The following is a 15,107-nucleotide window of genomic DNA, read 5'->3' on the forward strand; positions in this document are numbered from 1 at the left end:
GCGTGCTCAAGAGTGCCTTGAGCCCGCCATACTGTCCACTGGCCTGTAGTGTTTAGCGCATCACGATGCCGCGATGAGCCATGTAGGCCTTGGCTTCCTGCACGGTGTATTCGCCGAAGTGGAAAATACTCGCTGCCAGCACCGCGCTGGCGTGGCCCTCGAGGATGCCGTCGGCCAAGTGCTGCAAGTTGCCGACACCGCCGGACGCGATCACCGGAATCCCCAGCGCATCGCTGATGGCGCGGGTGACGCCCAGGTCAAAGCCGTTTTTCATGCCGTCCTGATCCATGCTGGTCAGCAGGATTTCACCGGCACCGAGGCCTTCCATCTTCTTCGCCCACTCAACGGCGTCGAGGCCGGTTGGCTTGCGACCACCGTGGGTGAAGATTTCCCAGCGCGGGATTTCGCCCGGACCCGAAACTTTCTTCGCGTCGATGGCGACGACAATGCATTGCGAGCCGAAATGCTGAGCCGCTTCGCCGACGAATTCCGGGTTGAACACCGCAGCGGTGTTGATCGAAACCTTGTCCGCACCGGCATTGAGCAAGTTGCGAATGTCCTGCACGGTACGCACGCCGCCACCCACGGTCAGCGGGATGAACACCTGGCTGGCCATGCGTTCGACGGTATGCAGCGTGGTGTCGCGACCGTCGACGCTGGCGGTGATGTCGAGAAAGGTAATCTCGTCGGCACCCTGCTCATCGTAGCGACGGGCGATTTCCACCGGATCACCGGCATCGCGAATGTTCTCGAACTTGACGCCCTTGACCACCCGGCCGTTATCCACGTCCAGGCAAGGGATGATGCGTTTGGCCAGCGCCATGGTGAGTCCTCAGCCTTTGTACGAATCGCAGAAAGCTTGCGCTTGCGCGACATCGAGGGTGCCTTCGTAAATCGCCCGGCCGGTGATGGCGCCGATGATGCCTGGCGCCTTGGCGTCGAGCAGCGACTTGATGTCACCCAGGTTGTGAATACCGCCGGACGCGATCACCGGAATCTTCGTCGCCGCGGCCAGGGCGGCAGTGTATGAAACGTTGCAGCCCTGCATCATGCCGTCTTTGGCGATGTCGGTATAAACGATCGCGGATACGCCGTCGGCTTCGAATTGCCTGGCCAGGTCAATCACCTGAATGGTGCTGATTTCAGCCCAGCCGTCGGTGGCGACAAAACCGTCCTTGGCGTCCAGACCGACGATCACTTTGCCCGGGAACGCGCGGCAGGCTTCAGCAACGAAAGCCGGATCTTTCACGGCTTTGGTGCCGATGATCACGTAGCTCACGCCCGCTTTCACGTAGTGTTCAATGGTTTCCAGGGAACGGATACCGCCGCCGATCTGAATCGGCAGATTCGGGTAGCGCTTGGCGATGGCGGTAACTACTTCGCCGTTGACCGGCTGACCTTCGAAAGCACCGTTCAGGTCGACCAGATGCAGACGGCGGCAACCGCCTTCCACCCACTTGGCAGCCATGCTCACCGGGTCATCGGAGAACACCGTGGAATCTTCCATGCGGCCCTGGCGCAGACGAACACAGGCACCGTCTTTGAGATCGATAGCGGGAATAATCAGCATCTGGCAAACCTTCAAATTCGAGTATTCAGCTTCGCTCGGAAATCAGTTTTTCTCGAGCGCCCACAGGTCGCTTTCGATGCTTTCGAACCTCTCTTTGAGGTGCGTCTGCACATCGAAAATCGCCCTGTTGTAATAGTGCGGAGCAATTTCGCGGGTAAACAGCTCAAGGATTTCAGCCGCTTCGAACGAACCCAGGTCCAGCTCGAAGCGATCCTCCATGAAGCGTTTGATCTTGTGATTGGCCTCGTTCTCCTGCTCGGGAGTGAGGGTCAGGATCGGCGGCTTCTTTTTGGCAGCCATTTACCAGCGACCATCCCACGCGGCGAAGTTCTGCAGCAATTGCAGGCCATGGGTATGGCTCTTCTCCGGGTGAAACTGCACGGCGAAACGCGAGCCGTCGGCCAGCGCAGCGGCGAAATCAACACCGTAGTGACCGCTACCCACCACCTGCCGCGCATTGCCGGCAGCGATGTAGTAGCTGTGCACGAAGTAGAAACGCGCCAGGTCCGGAATGTTGTGCCACAGCGGGTGTTCTACCGTTTGCTTCACTTCGTTCCAGCCCATGTGCGGGACTTTCAGGTGTTCGCCGTCTTCGTGCAGATCTTTGCCGAAGAACTTCACCTGGCCCGGGAACAGGCCAATGCAGTCCACGCCGTTGTTCTCTTCACTGCTGTCGAGCAAGGCTTGCATGCCCACGCAGATGCCGAGGAACGGGCGGTCCTGGCTGACTTCACGCACCAGCGAGTCGAAGCCCAGGCGACGGATCTCCGCCATGCAATCACGAATCGCGCCGACGCCGGGGAATACCACCCGGTCGGCTTCGCGAATCACGTCGGCATCGCTGGTGATCAAGACCTTGCCGGCACCGACGTGCTCGAGGGCCTTGGCCACCGAGTGCAGGTTGCCCATGCCGTAATCGATAACCGCGACCGTCTGCATTACAGAACGCCTTTGGTCGACGGCATTTGCCCGGCCATGCGGTCATCCAGCTCCACGGCCATGCGCAGGGCACGGCCGAAAGCCTTGAACACGGTTTCGATCTGGTGGTGGGTGTTGTGCCCACGCAGATTGTCGATGTGCAGGGTGACGTTCGCGTGGTTGACGAAGCCCTGGAAAAATTCCTGGAACAGGTCAACGTCGAAACCGCCGACGGTCGCGCGGGTATAAGGAACATGCATTTGCAGGCCAGGGCGGCCGGAGAAGTCGATCACCACACGCGACAGCGCTTCATCGAGCGGCACGTAGGCGTGGCCGTAGCGACGGATGCCTTTCTTGTCGCCGATGGCTTTGGTGAAGGCCTGACCCAGGGTGATACCAACGTCTTCCACCGTGTGGTGGTCGTCGATATGCAGGTCGCCCTTGCTGACAATATCCAGGTCGATCAGCCCGTGACGGGCGATCTGGTCCAGCATGTGCTCAAGAAAAGGTACACCGATATCAAATCGGGCCTTTCCGGTGCCATCCAGGTTGATCGAGGCTTTGATCTGGGTTTCCAGAGTGTCGCGCTCGACAGACGCCATACGTTCGGCCATCACCAGCTCCGCAAAAATCATTGGGGCGAAAAAGGCAGCCATTATAGGGTCGCGGGCGGGAAACAGAAACACGGGAGGTGATATGACTGACGGAGTGAATCCCCTGCTGTCGGGGATAGACATGTCAGTACAAGCATCCCGGGACCACTGATCGCTCCTACGCAGAGCGTGGGAGCGATCCGTTACGGGGAACTTAGTGGAAAAGGACAGCCGTTTTCTGCAGCGTCACCCAAACACCCCAGGCCAACGGAATGCCCACCACCAACCACGCAGCCACCGCCAACGGCTTGGTGCCCGCATCCGCTTTCCACTCCAGCACGGTGCTGGCGTCAGCACCCTTGTCGTGGCCCAACGCCTGTTCGGCCGCCAGTTCGGCGTCGGTCATGAAATACTTGTCGGCCACCGGGCGAACCATCAGGTTGCACAGGAAGCCCAGCACCAGCAGGCCCGCGAGAATGTACAGCGTGATGTCGTAAGCCGCGGCACGTTCAACGCCGATGCTCAGCTGATATTCACGCAGGTAGTTCACCAGCACCGGCCCCAACACACCCGCCGCCGCCCACGCCGTCAGCAGACGACCGTGGATCGCGCCGACCATTTGCGTACCGAACAGGTCCGCGAGATACGCAGGAACCGTCGCAAAACCACCGCCGTACATCGACAGGATGATGCAGAACGCCGCCACGAACAGCGCAACGCTACCCAGATGACCGAGGTTCGGGATCAGCGCGTACAGCGCGAAACCGAGGGCGAAGAACACGAAATAAGTGTTTTTGCGGCCCAGGTAGTCCGAGAACGAAGCCCAGAAGAACCGGCCCCCGATGTTGAACAGGCTCAGCAAACCGGTGAAACCGGCCGCAATCGCTGCGATCGAGGCCAGTTGCCCGGCATCCAGCTGACCAAACGTCTGGTCGGTGCCCAGCAATTTACCGGCGAAGACCTCCTGCAACAGCGGCGAAGCCATACCGAGGATGCCGATACCCGCCGAAACGTTCAGGCACAGCACCAGCCACACCAGACGGAATTGCGGGGTTTTCCACGCCACGTTCACATGGACGTGACGGTGAGTGATCATCGCGTTCGAGGCTTTTTTCGCCGGAGCAGTCCAGCCTTCAGGCTTCCAGCCGGTTGGCGGAACGCGGTAAGACAGCGCTCCACCGATCATGAACACGAAGTAGATCGCAGCCATTACCAGGAAGCTCTGCCATACGCCCACGCTGGTCGGCGAAGCGAAGTGGCCCATCAGCGCTGCAGCCAGTGGAGCACCAACCATCGCGCCGCCACCGAAGCCCATGATCGCCATGCCTGTGGCCATGCCGCGTTTGTCCGGGAACCACTTGATCAGGGTCGAGACCGGCGAGATGTAACCCAGGCCCAGGCCAATACCGCCAATGACCCCGGAGCCTATCCACATCAGCCAGATCTGGTGGGTATAGACCCCCAGCGCCGAAATCAGCAGACCGCCACACCAGCACAGTGCCGACACAACACCGGCCTTGCGAGGACCTGCGTGTTCCAGCCAGCCGCCCCAGATTGCTGCCGAGCAGCCGAGGAAGATGAAGAACAGGGTGTAGATCCAGCCAAGCATCGAGATCGGCCAGTCGCATTGCGATGAAAAGACCTGAGCGATGAAGCTCATGTCCGGCGCGCAAGTCACGGCTTTGGTGACGCCCAGGGCTTTGGACAACGGCAACCAGAACACCGAAAAGCCGTAAGCCATGCCGATGCACAGGTGGATGGCCAGCGCGGCCGGTGGTACCAGCCAACGGTTAAAACCGGGCTTGGCGATGATGCGTTCCTTGGACAGGAACGCGGGCTGGTCGGCAAAGCCGTCCGCCGTGATGCTCGTGGTCATGGTGTTTCCCCCAATTATTAGTATTGTTCGCCAGCCGTTCTTCACCCCCAGCCTTAATGCACGCAGGCATGACTGTTTTTTAGGTGAAGCTCCATTTTGGTGCGACATCACGCCGCAGAAGGGACGGACGAACGGGCAGAGGTTACCATTTGCACGTGACAGAAAAACCAAACTGATATCACCTTTTTGTATGTCGTCTGTTCTCGTACAACCGCAACAAAATGTTTTCACGCGGATTAACTTTTCAAAGGAAGCACCATGCCGATCATTGTCGAACTGCTGAACCAAGCCACATATCAGGATCAGCAAGATCTGCAGAAGATCTACCGCGACGCCCCGGACTGGCTGTTTTCGCCATTCACTGGGGAGATGCAGCTGATCGAAGACTGCCTGCAGGACGGTTCGCTGATCGCAGGACGCTTCAACGATCGGCTGTTGGGTGCGGCACGTTTGCAACAGCACCAGGACGTCTGGCATTTGTCCCACTTATGCGTACGAAAAATCACCCGTCGTCGCGGCGTCGCCGAGCGTCTGGTGAACGAAGCGCAGAAAATGGCGTCGCAATCAGGCGCGACATTGCGGCTGTTGGCGCCTGCCGGGCACCTAGAAGCTCAAGCGCTGGCGGCTAAGCTGAAGGTAGCGCTGGATGAGCTCCCGATGTGATCGCTGACCGGTCAGCCACTTCGGAGCGCTATACTCCCCGGCTAAATTTCGAATTCGACTAATACAAGGACTCGCCCATGAAAGCGTTCGGCAAAATCCTGGGTCTGGTACTTCTCGGGCTGTTGCTGATCATTGTGGCGCTGGGCTTTGCCCTGACCCACCTCTTCGATCCCAACGACTACAAAGACGAGATTCGCCAGATTGCCCGCGACAAGGCCCACATCGAGCTGACGCTCAATGGCGATATCGGCTGGAGCCTGTTTCCCTGGCTGGGCCTTGAATTGCACGAAGCCAGTGTTGCGACCCTGGCCAAGCCAACCGAGCCGTTTGCTGACTTGCAGATGCTCGGCCTGTCAGTCCGCGTGATTCCGTTGCTGCGCCGCGAAGTGCAGATGAGCGATGTTCGCGTCGAAGGCCTGAACCTGCGCCTGAATCGCGACAAGAACGGCCACGGCAACTGGGAAGACATCGGCAAGGCCCCGGCCACGCCGCCCGCCGCTACCGGCGAACCTGCGCCAACGACTACCGCGCAGGCAGAAAAACCGTCCCAGCCGATCCGCCTGGACATCGACAGCCTGACCGTCAACAACGCCCGCGTTGAATACAGCGACGAGAAAACCGGCAAGCAGTTCAGCGCCGAAAGCATCCAGCTGAGCACTGGCCCGGTACATGACTCGACCAACATCCCGGTCAAACTCACCGCGTTCCTCGGTACCAACCAACCGGTTCTGCGGGTGCGCACCGAGCTGGCCGGCGAGTTGCGTTTCGAGCGTGCGCTGCAGCGCTACAAATTCGAAGACATGAAACTCTCCGGCGAAGTCGCTGGTGATCCGCTGCAAGGCAAGACCATGACCTTCGCCGCTCAAGGCCAGCTGCTGCTGGACAAGGCCGCCAACGTTGCCGAATGGACCGGCATCAAAATCTCCGCCAACCAGCTGCGCGCCTTGGGTGAACTGAAGGCCAACGACCTCGACAAGACCCCGCAAATCAGCGGCGGCCTGTCGATTGCTCAATTCGATCTGGCGAAATTCGTCGACAGCATCGGCCAGAAACTCCCGGCGATGGCCGAGGGCAGCCTGAGCAAAGTTGAGCTGGTGAGCCAAGTTGCCGCCACGCCGACCAGTCTGTCCCTCGATAGTCTCACCCTGAAACTCGACGACAGCACGTTCAGCGGCCGCATCGCTGTCGAGGACTTCGCCAGGCAATCTCTACGAGTGAACCTCAAGGCTGACACCTTCAACGTCGATCGTTACTTGCCGCCAAAATCCGCCGAAGCCAACAGCGCGAAGCAGGTGCGTCAGGCCGAAGTGGCCAGCACCGAGAGTGAGGCGATGGCTGGCGCGGGCAGTTCACCGCTGCCACCCTCACCGACCAAAGGCCCGTGGAGCACCGAGCGTCTGTTGCCGGTGGAGCGTCTGAGCAAACTCGACGTGAACGCCGACCTGACCTTCGGCCAGCTGACCCTCGACAAACTGCCGATTCAGAATGCTGCACTCAAGGCCACAGGCCAAGGCGGCCTGCTGACGCTGGAGAGTCTGCGCGGCAATCTGTACGACGGCGACTTCGAAGCCAAAGGTACCCTGGATGTCCGCCAGCAAGTACCGGCACTGAACATGCAGACGCGCATCAACAAAGTCCCCGTCGAAAAAATCCTCGAAAGCCAAGGGAAAAATCCACCGGTCCAAGGGCTGGTGACGCTCGATAGCGCGCTGACCAGCAGCGGCAATAGCCAGAGCGTGCTGATCGATAACCTCAACGGCAAGGCCAGTTTCGTCATCAACAACGGCGTGCTGCTCAATGCCAACCTTGAGCAGCAACTGTGCAAAGGCATCGCCACCCTGAATCGCAAAACCCTCACGGGCGAGCCACGGGGCAAGGACACACCGTTTGAAGAGCTCAAGGGCAACCTGACCTTCCACAACGGCGTGGCCAATAACCCCGATCTGAAAGTGCGCATTCCGGGCATGACCGTCAACGGTAACGGCGACATCGACCTGCGGGTGCTGGGCATGGATTACCGCGTCGGCGTGATCGTCGAAGGCGACAAGAGCGACATGCCGGACCCTGCCTGCCAAGTCAGCGAACGCTTCGTCGGCATCGAGTGGCCGCTGCGCTGCCGTGGCCCGCTGGAACTGGGCGCCAAGGCTTGCCGCGTCGATAACGAACGCATGGGACAAGTCGCGAGCAAACTGGCTGGCGAGCGGATCAGCGAAAAAATCGACGAGAAGCTTGGCGATAAAGTCAGCCCGGAACTGAAAAACGCGCTCAAGGGGCTGTTCAAGCGATGAGAGCCGAGCAGTTTTCAACGGCGGTGCTGGACTGGTACGACCGCCACGGCCGCCACGATTTGCCTTGGCAACAGGGCATCACCCCTTACCGGGTGTGGGTCTCGGAAATCATGTTGCAGCAAACCCAGGTCAGCACTGTGCTGAACTACTTCGACCGTTTCATGGCCTCGCTGCCGACGGTCGAAGCTCTGGCCGCCGCGCCGGAAGACGAAGTGCTGCACCTGTGGACCGGCCTCGGTTACTACACCCGCGCGCGCAACTTGCAGAAGACCGCGAAGATTGTCGTTGCCGAATATGGCGGCGAGTTTCCCCGTGATGTGGAAAAGCTCACCGACCTGCCGGGTATCGGCCTGTCCACCGCCGGCGCGATTGCCAGCCTGAGCATGGGCCTGCGGGCGCCGATCCTCGATGGCAACGTCAAACGCGTGCTGGCGCGTTTTACCGCGCAAGAGGGGTATCCGGGCGAGCCCAAGGTTGCCAAACAGCTGTGGGCCAACGCTGAAAGCTTCACGCCACATGATCGGGTCAACGCCTACACCCAGGCGATGATGGACCTGGGCGCCACGCTCTGCACCCGCAGCAAACCGAGCTGCCTGCTCTGCCCGCTGGAAAAGGGTTGCGAGGCGCACATGCTTGGTCTGGAAACCCGTTACCCGATCCCCAAACCGCGTAAAGCCGTGCCACAGAAGCGCACGCTGATGCCGATGCTCGCCAACGGCGAAGGGGCGATTCTGCTTTACCGTCGCCCTTCCACGGGCCTGTGGGGCGGTCTCTGGAGCCTGCCGGAACTCGACGACCTCGACGACCTTCAGCATCTGGCTTCGCAGCACTCGCTGGAACTGGGCAGCCAACAGGCACTGCCGAGCCTGGTGCACACGTTCAGCCACTTTCAATTATCCATCGAACCCTGGCTGGTTCAGGTCCAGGAGGCCGGCCATCACGTGGCCGAGGCCGACTGGCTCTGGTATAACCTCGCCACCCCGCCGCGCCTGGGCCTTGCCGCCCCGGTCAAAACCTTGCTCGAACGCGCGGCCGCCGTATTGAACGCAGGAGAGTCGTCATGACCCGCACCATCATGTGCCGCAAGTACAAAGAAGAATTGCCCGCCCTGGAGCGCGCTCCATTTCCGGGTGCAAAAGGTCAGGACATTTTTGACCACGTCTCGGCCAAGGCCTGGGCCGACTGGCAGAAACACCAGACCCTGCTGATCAACGAAAAACGCCTGAACATGATGAACGCCGAAGACCGCAAATATCTTCAAGGCGAGATGGACAAGTTCTTTTCCGGCGAGGAATACGCCAAGGCTGAAGGCTACGTTCCGCCTGCTCAATAATTGATCAAAATCCGGGGTCGGCACGTAAGCGACGGTAATAATTAAAATTTTTTTGAAAACTTTCTTGACGACCCCCTGAAAAACCAGTTTAATGCGCCCCGTTGCCCAGATAGCTCAGTCGGTAGAGCAGGGGATTGAAAATCCCCGTGTCGGCGGTTCGATTCCGTCTCTGGGCACCAAATACCGAAAACCCTGAATCGCAAGATTCAGGGTTTTTTTATGCCTGGAATTTGATGAGACACTGTTCCAGTCACCCTCGAAGCGCCGAACGAAGCATCAACCCCCACCTCCTGGCGCTACGCCAGCAAGCGCCTCCAACGCCTTCCGAAGCCGAGCCCCGAGTAGCGTCAAGCATTGGTGAACGACCCCTCTCGCAGTCTCTCGGGCTTGTCGGAACGCTCCGTATGCTTTAACGGAAATGGATGACATACGCTGATCATCGGATTGGGCAGAATCGTGAGAGAAGCTGCCGCATAACCGAGAGCAGATACACAACAGGGATGTAGGGTAATGACTGACGCCATCAAACGAGATGTCGAAAACGCTGAGTTTCTTACTGAACAGGACATCAGAATTTTCAGCTTTGATACCCGGCAATCAACACGGCTTCACACGTTCGCCGAAGAACTGGCCGCCATCGGCGGGCCGCAGGCACCAGGAGCCAAGTCCAAAGCCTCTCTGGCAGCCACAGAATTAAAGTCCTCGTTTTCGAAAGACCAATGCCAACTGCTGGCGGCGTACTCTAATGGCCTTGTTTGCGCGTTGATCTTTGAAGGGCTGCAAAAAATCACCGATGGCAGCCCTCCAAATGAACTACCAGACCTGCCATCCCTGGAAAATCGATACGACGTCCTTTGCCTGGCCGCACGTAATCAGATCTTGTTGAAACTGGTGGATAACAGTTCCTTTGCCTATGACATGGACAACGAAGGAAAGCTGGTTCGATTGGTAGCCAACTTCAAGGGTGGCGGACTCGTCAAAATCAATGCCGAGCCTGACATCAACGAACTGAGCTCCCATTCCGGCCTCGCGCTTGGCCCGCATACCGAGGCGCCTTACTGGTGCGCCGTGAACGCAAAAGACGGGCACTCGCCCTCTCCGTCGTCGCTCATTCTTTCCGCCTTGTGGAACCCGAGCCTGGAACCTACGCGGGTTATTCCGCTGCCTCCCCTGCTGGAAAAAATTGGCGTTAGCCACTGCCTCGCACTGACCACGGGCAACTTTCAATTCACTCGTAGCGACTCCTTTGTCAGTGGCAAAGGGGAAGATGGTCGCAACGTTTCGATTCTGGAGTTTGACGACAAGGTCGGGGTCGCAGCCCGCTTCAACTCGTATCGCTTTTCGGTCAATGACAAAGCCTCGAATTTTGTCAAAACGGCCTATGCCGCCCTTTGCCAGGGGGTAAGCGAAGCAACTCCAGTCGAGTACACACTGACTCAAGCGTCAGCCATGGTCATCAATAACGTCCGCTCTCTGCACTGTCGCGATGTCATTAAAGACAACAGACGAGTCCTGGTACGTATTTTCGGGCTTTCAAAATTTTCTTCCCCCGTCGTTATTTCAGAGGACCCGCTACTGCTGCAGGGCTGATTTTTTAAGCGTTCAAGCTGCGGAAGGACCAATCATGTGATTACTGGCCAATAACTAGAAAGAGGGAATGCAATGTCTTGGGATTTAATAGGCATGTTGGCGCTTGTCGCTTTTTTCGCCGGTTTTTTTGATGCGATTGCCGGTGGTGGAGGCTTGATCACCTTACCTGCATTGTTTCTGGCCGGTGTAGATCCGATCAGTGCAATTGCAACGAACAAGTTTCAGGCCGCTTCGGCAACTGTTTCGGCCACTGTAACCTTTGCTCGCAAAGGAATGATCGAGTGGCGCGAAGGCCGTTTCCTGGTGATCTGCGGATTTATGGGTGGCGCCAGTGGTGCCTTGCTGGTCAGCTCTATTGATAAGCGCTATCTGGAAGTTTGCGTGCCTATCATGCTGATTCTGGTGGCTATCTATTTTGCGCTCTCACCAAAGCTGGCCAATGAAGATCGACGCAAGAGAATTGGTATTCTGCTTTTTTCGTTTACCGTGGCGCCGATCCTGGGCTTTTACGACGGTATATTTGGCCCCGGTGTGGGCTCTTTCTTTATTGTCGGTTTTGTACTTCTCTGCGGCTTGGGCATGATGCGGGCCATGAGTTTTACCAAACTTGCCAACGCCTCATGCAACCTGGGTTCTTTGTCGGTCTTCATTACCAAGGGTGTGATTATTTGGCCGATTGCCATAGCCATGGCTCTGGCGGCCTTCATCGGCGCTCAATTGGGTGCACGAGCCGCTGTTCGCGTCGGTCCACGGTTGATTAAACCCATGTTGATCGTGGTCTGCTGCGCCTTAGCCATCAAGCTGCTGAGCGTAGAAAGCAATCCCTTGCGCGTCGCGGTCCTTGAATCGTTGGCTTCGCTGTGAGTACCGGCGCGGCGCTGGGATTTTGCGGGCTCGGTTTCCGGCTATCTTCTACGACTTGCTCCTACACGCAGAGGGCTTAAACAGCGGCACGTTGCGCTTGTACACAGGGATGATCGTTCTGCATTCGGGACAACCTCGACTCACATCCCTCCTTGCCGTCAGACCCGCCTCGCAATGCATTGAGAGGAACACCCGAAAACGGTGGCGCAACACTCACCGATCTGGATGACAAGGGATGTGAGCTCTGAGCCAGAAGTAATGTGCATCGCCCGCTCAGCTTCTGAGCCTTGGCATTGCCCCCCCTGTAGGGGCGTTACGACTGATTCAAATCGGGAATTCAGCCCAAGCCAAGGCGCAAAAGCTGCCTCCGTTAGTTTTCACTCCCCCAATGGAAGACAAGATTGCGAGCGGCACCACTTCCTACCTCCGCCGTATCACGCCGTTCCTCACCATTGCGTGTCGCGACGACGGTGTACTTGCCAGGTGGCAGCTGAACATAAACCAACGGGCCGGCTTCGCTCAGCGTCAGCACGGGTTGCCCCGAGTCTTTTTGAATGACCAGATTTACATCCGGAACATATTTGCCCTCTGCCCCGATGGAGAAAGTCATGTGCAGGTTGTAGCCCTGCGCTTGTTGAATGGCTCGAGCCTCATCCACTCCAATCCCCCCGGACAGGTAAGTAATTCCGTTTTGCTGTTGCTGCTGGACTTGCACGCTGTCGATCGGTTCAAGACTGGCGGCGTTAAGCACGACTGGAAACATCAGTACGCCGACGGCGGCGATGGGCAGCATGAATGAATGGACGTTCTTCATGATGGCGACTCCCGGGTTGCTCAGAACCCAATCGTTACTCTTTTTAGATTTGTTACCGGATGTTCAAGTTTTAGATCAATTAGCACTTGGGCTCACTGCGAATCGGACTACGTGATGGGCTCCTCAAGGAGCCTCTGTCATCGGCGTGGTCCTGCAAAACGAATTCGCCGGGATTTCATCCGCGACCCAGCGCTACTGGAATTTCTCGGCCTGCCCAATGCAGGCTTGATCCAGGAAAACGAACTTGAACAAGCACTGATCGATCAACTCCAGGGCTTCCTGCTCGCCTTCGACCTCAAGCGCGGCGTACTGACCCACCAGGATGTCGGCCAGATGGATATGTACGTGCGCATGTACGACGACCTCAAGCGCGGACCGGAGGATAGCCCCACCGTCGGCCTCATTCTCTGCGCGCAAAAAGATGAATCGGTGGTGCGCTATTCAGTACTGCAAGGCAACGAACAACTGTTCGCCAGTACCTACAGACTGGTGCTGCCGAGCGAGGAGGAACTTCGCACAGAACTGGATCGGGAATGGGCGGTGCTTGAGGAGCGGTTACTCAAGCAGAGGCCCCGATAAGCACCGGTGGATTGTTCATAAACAGCGTGAAGACTATGGTGGTTGGTTAACCGCAAAGGTTCAACGCCGATGAATTTGCAGGACATGCCCTCACTGGCCCCGACGCAACTTGAATTGCCGTTACCCACCGGCACACCTGGTGAATCTTTCAAGGAACCCGCCGCCGACGGTTTCATCCTTGGCGGCTTCACCTGGCGGCATGCCAATCAAGACCCAACGCGCCCAGTGGTGATCATCAACGCCGCTACTTCAGTCCGTTGCCGACATTACTCGCGCTTCGCCGATTACCTGTTCGCCAACGGCTGCGACGTGATCACCTATGACTACCGCGGCATCGGTGAGTCGCGCCCCGCGTCGTTGAAAGGGCTTGAGGCCTCTTGGTCCGACTGGGGCGCGCTGGATTTCGAGGCGATGCTGCAAAGGGCGCAACGCGAATTTGCGGAGCAACCCATCAATGTCGTCGGCCACAGCTTCGGCGGTTGCGCGGCCGGGCTGGGAACCTCCGGGCATGTGATCCGACGGCTGGTGACGGTGGGGGCTCAGTTCGCTTACTGGCGCGACTACGCCCCTGCTCATCGCTGGCGAATGTTTGGCAAGTGGCATGTGGTGATGCCATTGATGACCATGCTTTACGGCTACTTTCCCGGCAAACGCCTCGGCTGGCTCGAAGACACCCCGGCCGGTGTAGTTCGCGACTGGAGCATGCCCACCGCCCGATACGAGAAACGCCCCAGCGGTCGTGTCATCCACACTAAAAATAGTCAGCTCCCCTTCGCCAACGTCACTGCCAAAACCCTGGCGATCAGCCTCAGCGACGACCCCTACGGCACGATTCCGGCGATCGAACGCCTGCTCGATTACTTCACTGGCAGTACAAACACCCACCTGCGAATCACCCCCGCAGATATCGGCGAAGAAAAAGTCGGACATTTCGCCTTTTTTCACAGCGCATACCAAGCCACACTATGGCCCATTGCATTGTCCTGGCTGCAGACCGGCGAGCTGGCCCCCGATACACCCGGGCGGCGAGTGCCACGCAGTTGATGGATGCGCCCCCTCAATGAATTACGGAACGACGCCCATGGCCTCCGCCAACAAGCAGAACAAACGCGCCTCCCGCGCCAAAGCCAAGGCCAAGCAGAACCGCACCCAGCGGGCCGCCGCGCCGGTCGAGCTGGACCCGAACGACGATCGCATCGACTTCGAATCGGTAGACCTGACCGAACTGTTCAAGAAAATGATCGACGCCGAAAAAACCAGCCAACAAACGATGTGCGCAACCTTCCTCGAAGACCCGCTGCTGGAACTGGTGTACGAGCAGGAAGGCGAAGAAGGCGCGATGGACTTCATCCTCGCGGCATTGATCGAATACCGCCAATGGTCCACCGAGACAGACGAAGCCGGCGCCCTGGCGTGGATCGAGTCTGCGGCCTTCCAGGCTGACTACGTGGCGGCGTCCGACGCCATCGCGGCCCAAACCCAACAGAAACCAAACTGAGTTCCCATGGCATCCCTGAACAAGCAACACAAACGCGCCAAACGCGCAAAGGCCAAAGCCAAGCAAATCCGCATGGTCGGCAGAAAACCCGCCGAGCTGGACGACGACTTGGGCGAACTCGGCGAGCCGATCCCGGAATACACCCTGGCGATGTTCAGCAAAATGCGTGACGCCGAGGCCATCAGCCGCAACGACATGCTGCTGACCCTGCTGTCGAACCTCGCCGAAATCATCAGCGACCATCCAGAACTGCTGGACATGGAAAACGCCGACAACGAAGCCATGGCCGCCACGCATCTGGCCGCCGACATGCTGATCGACTACCGCATGTGGGCCGATGGCATGGACCGCGACGCCGCCCAGGCCTGGCTGACCGACCCGCAATTCATCACTGACTTTGGCGATGCACTGGACAGTTATCGTCAGTCGCTGGACCTGCCGGTGGAAAAAGCCGAGTAAGGCTACCCTGCAAGCAAAAACGGCCGCTTGTCATCACTGACAGCGGCCGTTTTGCGTTATGC

16 protein-coding genes, 1 tRNA gene and 1 pseudogene are annotated in these 15,107 nt (G+C 58.4%); 11 read left to right on the plus strand and 7 right to left on the minus strand.

The window, feature by feature from the left end:
• Window positions 1-52 precede the first annotated feature (52 nt).
• From hisF to MMG91_RS10240, 6 genes are all read right to left on the minus strand, one after another.
• Entirely contained in the window at window positions 53-823 is a 771-nt protein-coding gene (hisF, locus tag MMG91_RS10215; RefSeq protein WP_084318197.1) for an imidazole glycerol phosphate synthase subunit HisF, read from the minus strand.
• A 9-nt stretch (window positions 824-832) separates the two neighbouring features.
• A complete protein-coding gene (gene hisA, locus MMG91_RS10220; RefSeq protein ID WP_305447824.1) occupies window positions 833-1,570 on the minus strand; it encodes a 1-(5-phosphoribosyl)-5-[(5-phosphoribosylamino)methylideneamino]imidazole-4-carboxamide isomerase in 738 nt (245 codons plus the stop codon).
• Window positions 1,571-1,612: 42 nt separating this feature from the next.
• The gene (locus tag MMG91_RS10225) at window positions 1,613-1,870 is read right to left on the minus strand and encodes a DUF2164 domain-containing protein (protein WP_046045558.1); all 258 of its coding nucleotides are present in this window, start codon (window positions 1,868-1,870) and stop codon (window positions 1,613-1,615) included.
• Window positions 1,871-2,509 (minus strand): imidazole glycerol phosphate synthase subunit HisH, encoded by a 639-nt coding sequence (hisH, locus tag MMG91_RS10230; RefSeq protein ID WP_008068774.1) that lies wholly within the window; start codon window positions 2,507-2,509, stop codon window positions 1,871-1,873.
• The gene (hisB, locus tag MMG91_RS10235) at window positions 2,509-3,102 is read right to left on the minus strand and encodes an imidazoleglycerol-phosphate dehydratase HisB (protein WP_007939452.1); all 594 of its coding nucleotides are present in this window, start codon (window positions 3,100-3,102) and stop codon (window positions 2,509-2,511) included. Before hisB ends, hisH begins: the two co-directional genes overlap by 1 nt.
• Before the next feature lie 193 nt (window positions 3,103-3,295).
• Window positions 3,296-4,957 (minus strand): OFA family MFS transporter, encoded by a 1,662-nt coding sequence (locus MMG91_RS10240; protein WP_310659508.1) that lies wholly within the window; start codon window positions 4,955-4,957, stop codon window positions 3,296-3,298.
• A 258-nt stretch (window positions 4,958-5,215) separates the two neighbouring features.
• Between MMG91_RS10240 and MMG91_RS10245 the strand changes: the two genes are divergently transcribed.
• The 7 genes from MMG91_RS10245 (at window position 5,216) to MMG91_RS10275 (ending at window position 11,695) form a co-directional block, all read left to right on the plus strand.
• Window positions 5,216-5,620 (plus strand): acetyl-CoA sensor PanZ family protein, encoded by a 405-nt coding sequence (locus MMG91_RS10245; protein WP_310659509.1) that lies wholly within the window; start codon window positions 5,216-5,218, stop codon window positions 5,618-5,620.
• Window positions 5,621-5,697: 77 nt separating this feature from the next.
• Window positions 5,698-7,908, plus strand: coding sequence for an AsmA family protein (locus MMG91_RS10250; RefSeq protein ID WP_310659510.1), 2,211 nt, complete (start codon window positions 5,698-5,700; stop codon window positions 7,906-7,908).
• Window positions 7,905-8,972, plus strand: a complete 1,068-nt coding sequence (gene mutY / locus MMG91_RS10255) for an A/G-specific adenine glycosylase (protein ID WP_310659511.1) — start codon at window positions 7,905-7,907, stop codon at window positions 8,970-8,972. Before MMG91_RS10250 ends, mutY begins: the two co-directional genes overlap by 4 nt.
• Window positions 8,969-9,241: an oxidative damage protection protein gene (locus MMG91_RS10260; protein ID WP_007939458.1), complete on the plus strand. Its 273-nt coding sequence runs from the start codon at window positions 8,969-8,971 to the stop codon at window positions 9,239-9,241. The genes mutY and MMG91_RS10260 overlap by 4 nt, the downstream gene beginning before the upstream one ends.
• 103 nt (window positions 9,242-9,344) lie before the next feature.
• Window positions 9,345-9,420: transfer RNA gene (locus MMG91_RS10265), tRNA-Phe, on the plus strand.
• Window positions 9,421-9,751: 331 nt separating this feature from the next.
• Complete coding sequence (locus tag MMG91_RS10270) at window positions 9,752-10,831, plus strand: hypothetical protein (protein WP_310659512.1); 1,080 nt, start codon at window positions 9,752-9,754, stop codon at window positions 10,829-10,831.
• 72 nt (window positions 10,832-10,903) lie between these two features.
• Window positions 10,904-11,695, plus strand: a complete 792-nt coding sequence (locus MMG91_RS10275; protein ID WP_305447818.1) for a TSUP family transporter — start codon at window positions 10,904-10,906, stop codon at window positions 11,693-11,695.
• A gap of 370 nt (window positions 11,696-12,065) precedes the next feature.
• On the opposite strand, the gene MMG91_RS10280 is transcribed toward MMG91_RS10275, so the two are convergent.
• Window positions 12,066-12,509 (minus strand): carboxypeptidase regulatory-like domain-containing protein, encoded by a 444-nt coding sequence (locus MMG91_RS10280; protein WP_310659513.1) that lies wholly within the window; start codon window positions 12,507-12,509, stop codon window positions 12,066-12,068.
• Window positions 12,510-12,677: 168 nt separating this feature from the next.
• On the opposite strand from MMG91_RS10280, the pseudogene MMG91_RS10285 reads away from it, so the two are divergent.
• The 4 genes and pseudogenes from MMG91_RS10285 to MMG91_RS10300 form a co-directional block, all read left to right on the plus strand.
• Window positions 12,678-13,088 (plus strand): annotated as a pseudogene (locus tag MMG91_RS10285) (PDDEXK nuclease domain-containing protein); the annotation flags it as partial.
• A gap of 69 nt (window positions 13,089-13,157) precedes the next feature.
• A complete protein-coding gene (locus MMG91_RS10290) occupies window positions 13,158-14,132 on the plus strand; it encodes an alpha/beta fold hydrolase (protein ID WP_310659514.1) in 975 nt (324 codons plus the stop codon).
• A gap of 37 nt (window positions 14,133-14,169) precedes the next feature.
• Entirely contained in the window at window positions 14,170-14,586 is a 417-nt protein-coding gene (locus MMG91_RS10295) for a hypothetical protein (protein WP_305447815.1), read from the plus strand.
• A 6-nt stretch (window positions 14,587-14,592) separates the two neighbouring features.
• Complete coding sequence (locus tag MMG91_RS10300; protein ID WP_310659515.1) at window positions 14,593-15,045, plus strand: hypothetical protein; 453 nt, start codon at window positions 14,593-14,595, stop codon at window positions 15,043-15,045.
• Window positions 15,046-15,107: the final 62 nt, after the last annotated feature.

This window comes from Pseudomonas sp. JL3, from assembly GCF_031570575.1.
GTDB lineage: Bacteria > Pseudomonadota > Gammaproteobacteria > Pseudomonadales > Pseudomonadaceae > Aquipseudomonas > Aquipseudomonas cucumis.

What these genes read in the sequence shown, in the direction of transcription:
- hisF (WP_084318197.1), bottom strand. Translation starts at nt 823, where the DNA reads ATGGCGCTGGCCAAACGCATCATCCCTTGCCTGGACGTGGATAACGGC.
- hisA (WP_305447824.1), bottom strand. Translation starts at nt 1,570, where the DNA reads ATGCTGATTATTCCCGCTATCGATCTCAAAGACGGTGCCTGTGTTCGT.
- MMG91_RS10225 (WP_046045558.1), bottom strand. Translation starts at nt 1,870, where the DNA reads ATGGCTGCCAAAAAGAAGCCGCCGATCCTGACCCTCACTCCCGAGCAG.
- hisH (WP_008068774.1), bottom strand. Translation starts at nt 2,509, where the DNA reads ATGCAGACGGTCGCGGTTATCGATTACGGCATGGGCAACCTGCACTCG.
- hisB (WP_007939452.1), bottom strand. Translation starts at nt 3,102, where the DNA reads ATGGCCGAACGTATGGCGTCTGTCGAGCGCGACACTCTGGAAACCCAG.
- MMG91_RS10240 (WP_310659508.1), bottom strand. Translation starts at nt 4,957, where the DNA reads ATGACCACGAGCATCACGGCGGACGGCTTTGCCGACCAGCCCGCGTTC.
- MMG91_RS10245 (WP_310659509.1), top strand. Translation starts at nt 5,216, where the DNA reads ATGCCGATCATTGTCGAACTGCTGAACCAAGCCACATATCAGGATCAG.
- MMG91_RS10250 (WP_310659510.1), top strand. Translation starts at nt 5,698, where the DNA reads ATGAAAGCGTTCGGCAAAATCCTGGGTCTGGTACTTCTCGGGCTGTTG.
- mutY (WP_310659511.1), top strand. Translation starts at nt 7,905, where the DNA reads ATGAGAGCCGAGCAGTTTTCAACGGCGGTGCTGGACTGGTACGACCGC.
- MMG91_RS10260 (WP_007939458.1), top strand. Translation starts at nt 8,969, where the DNA reads ATGACCCGCACCATCATGTGCCGCAAGTACAAAGAAGAATTGCCCGCC.
- MMG91_RS10270 (WP_310659512.1), top strand. Translation starts at nt 9,752, where the DNA reads ATGACTGACGCCATCAAACGAGATGTCGAAAACGCTGAGTTTCTTACT.
- MMG91_RS10275 (WP_305447818.1), top strand. Translation starts at nt 10,904, where the DNA reads ATGTCTTGGGATTTAATAGGCATGTTGGCGCTTGTCGCTTTTTTCGCC.
- MMG91_RS10280 (WP_310659513.1), bottom strand. Translation starts at nt 12,509, where the DNA reads ATGAAGAACGTCCATTCATTCATGCTGCCCATCGCCGCCGTCGGCGTA.
- MMG91_RS10290 (WP_310659514.1), top strand. Translation starts at nt 13,158, where the DNA reads ATGAATTTGCAGGACATGCCCTCACTGGCCCCGACGCAACTTGAATTG.
- MMG91_RS10295 (WP_305447815.1), top strand. Translation starts at nt 14,170, where the DNA reads ATGGCCTCCGCCAACAAGCAGAACAAACGCGCCTCCCGCGCCAAAGCC.
- MMG91_RS10300 (WP_310659515.1), top strand. Translation starts at nt 14,593, where the DNA reads ATGGCATCCCTGAACAAGCAACACAAACGCGCCAAACGCGCAAAGGCC.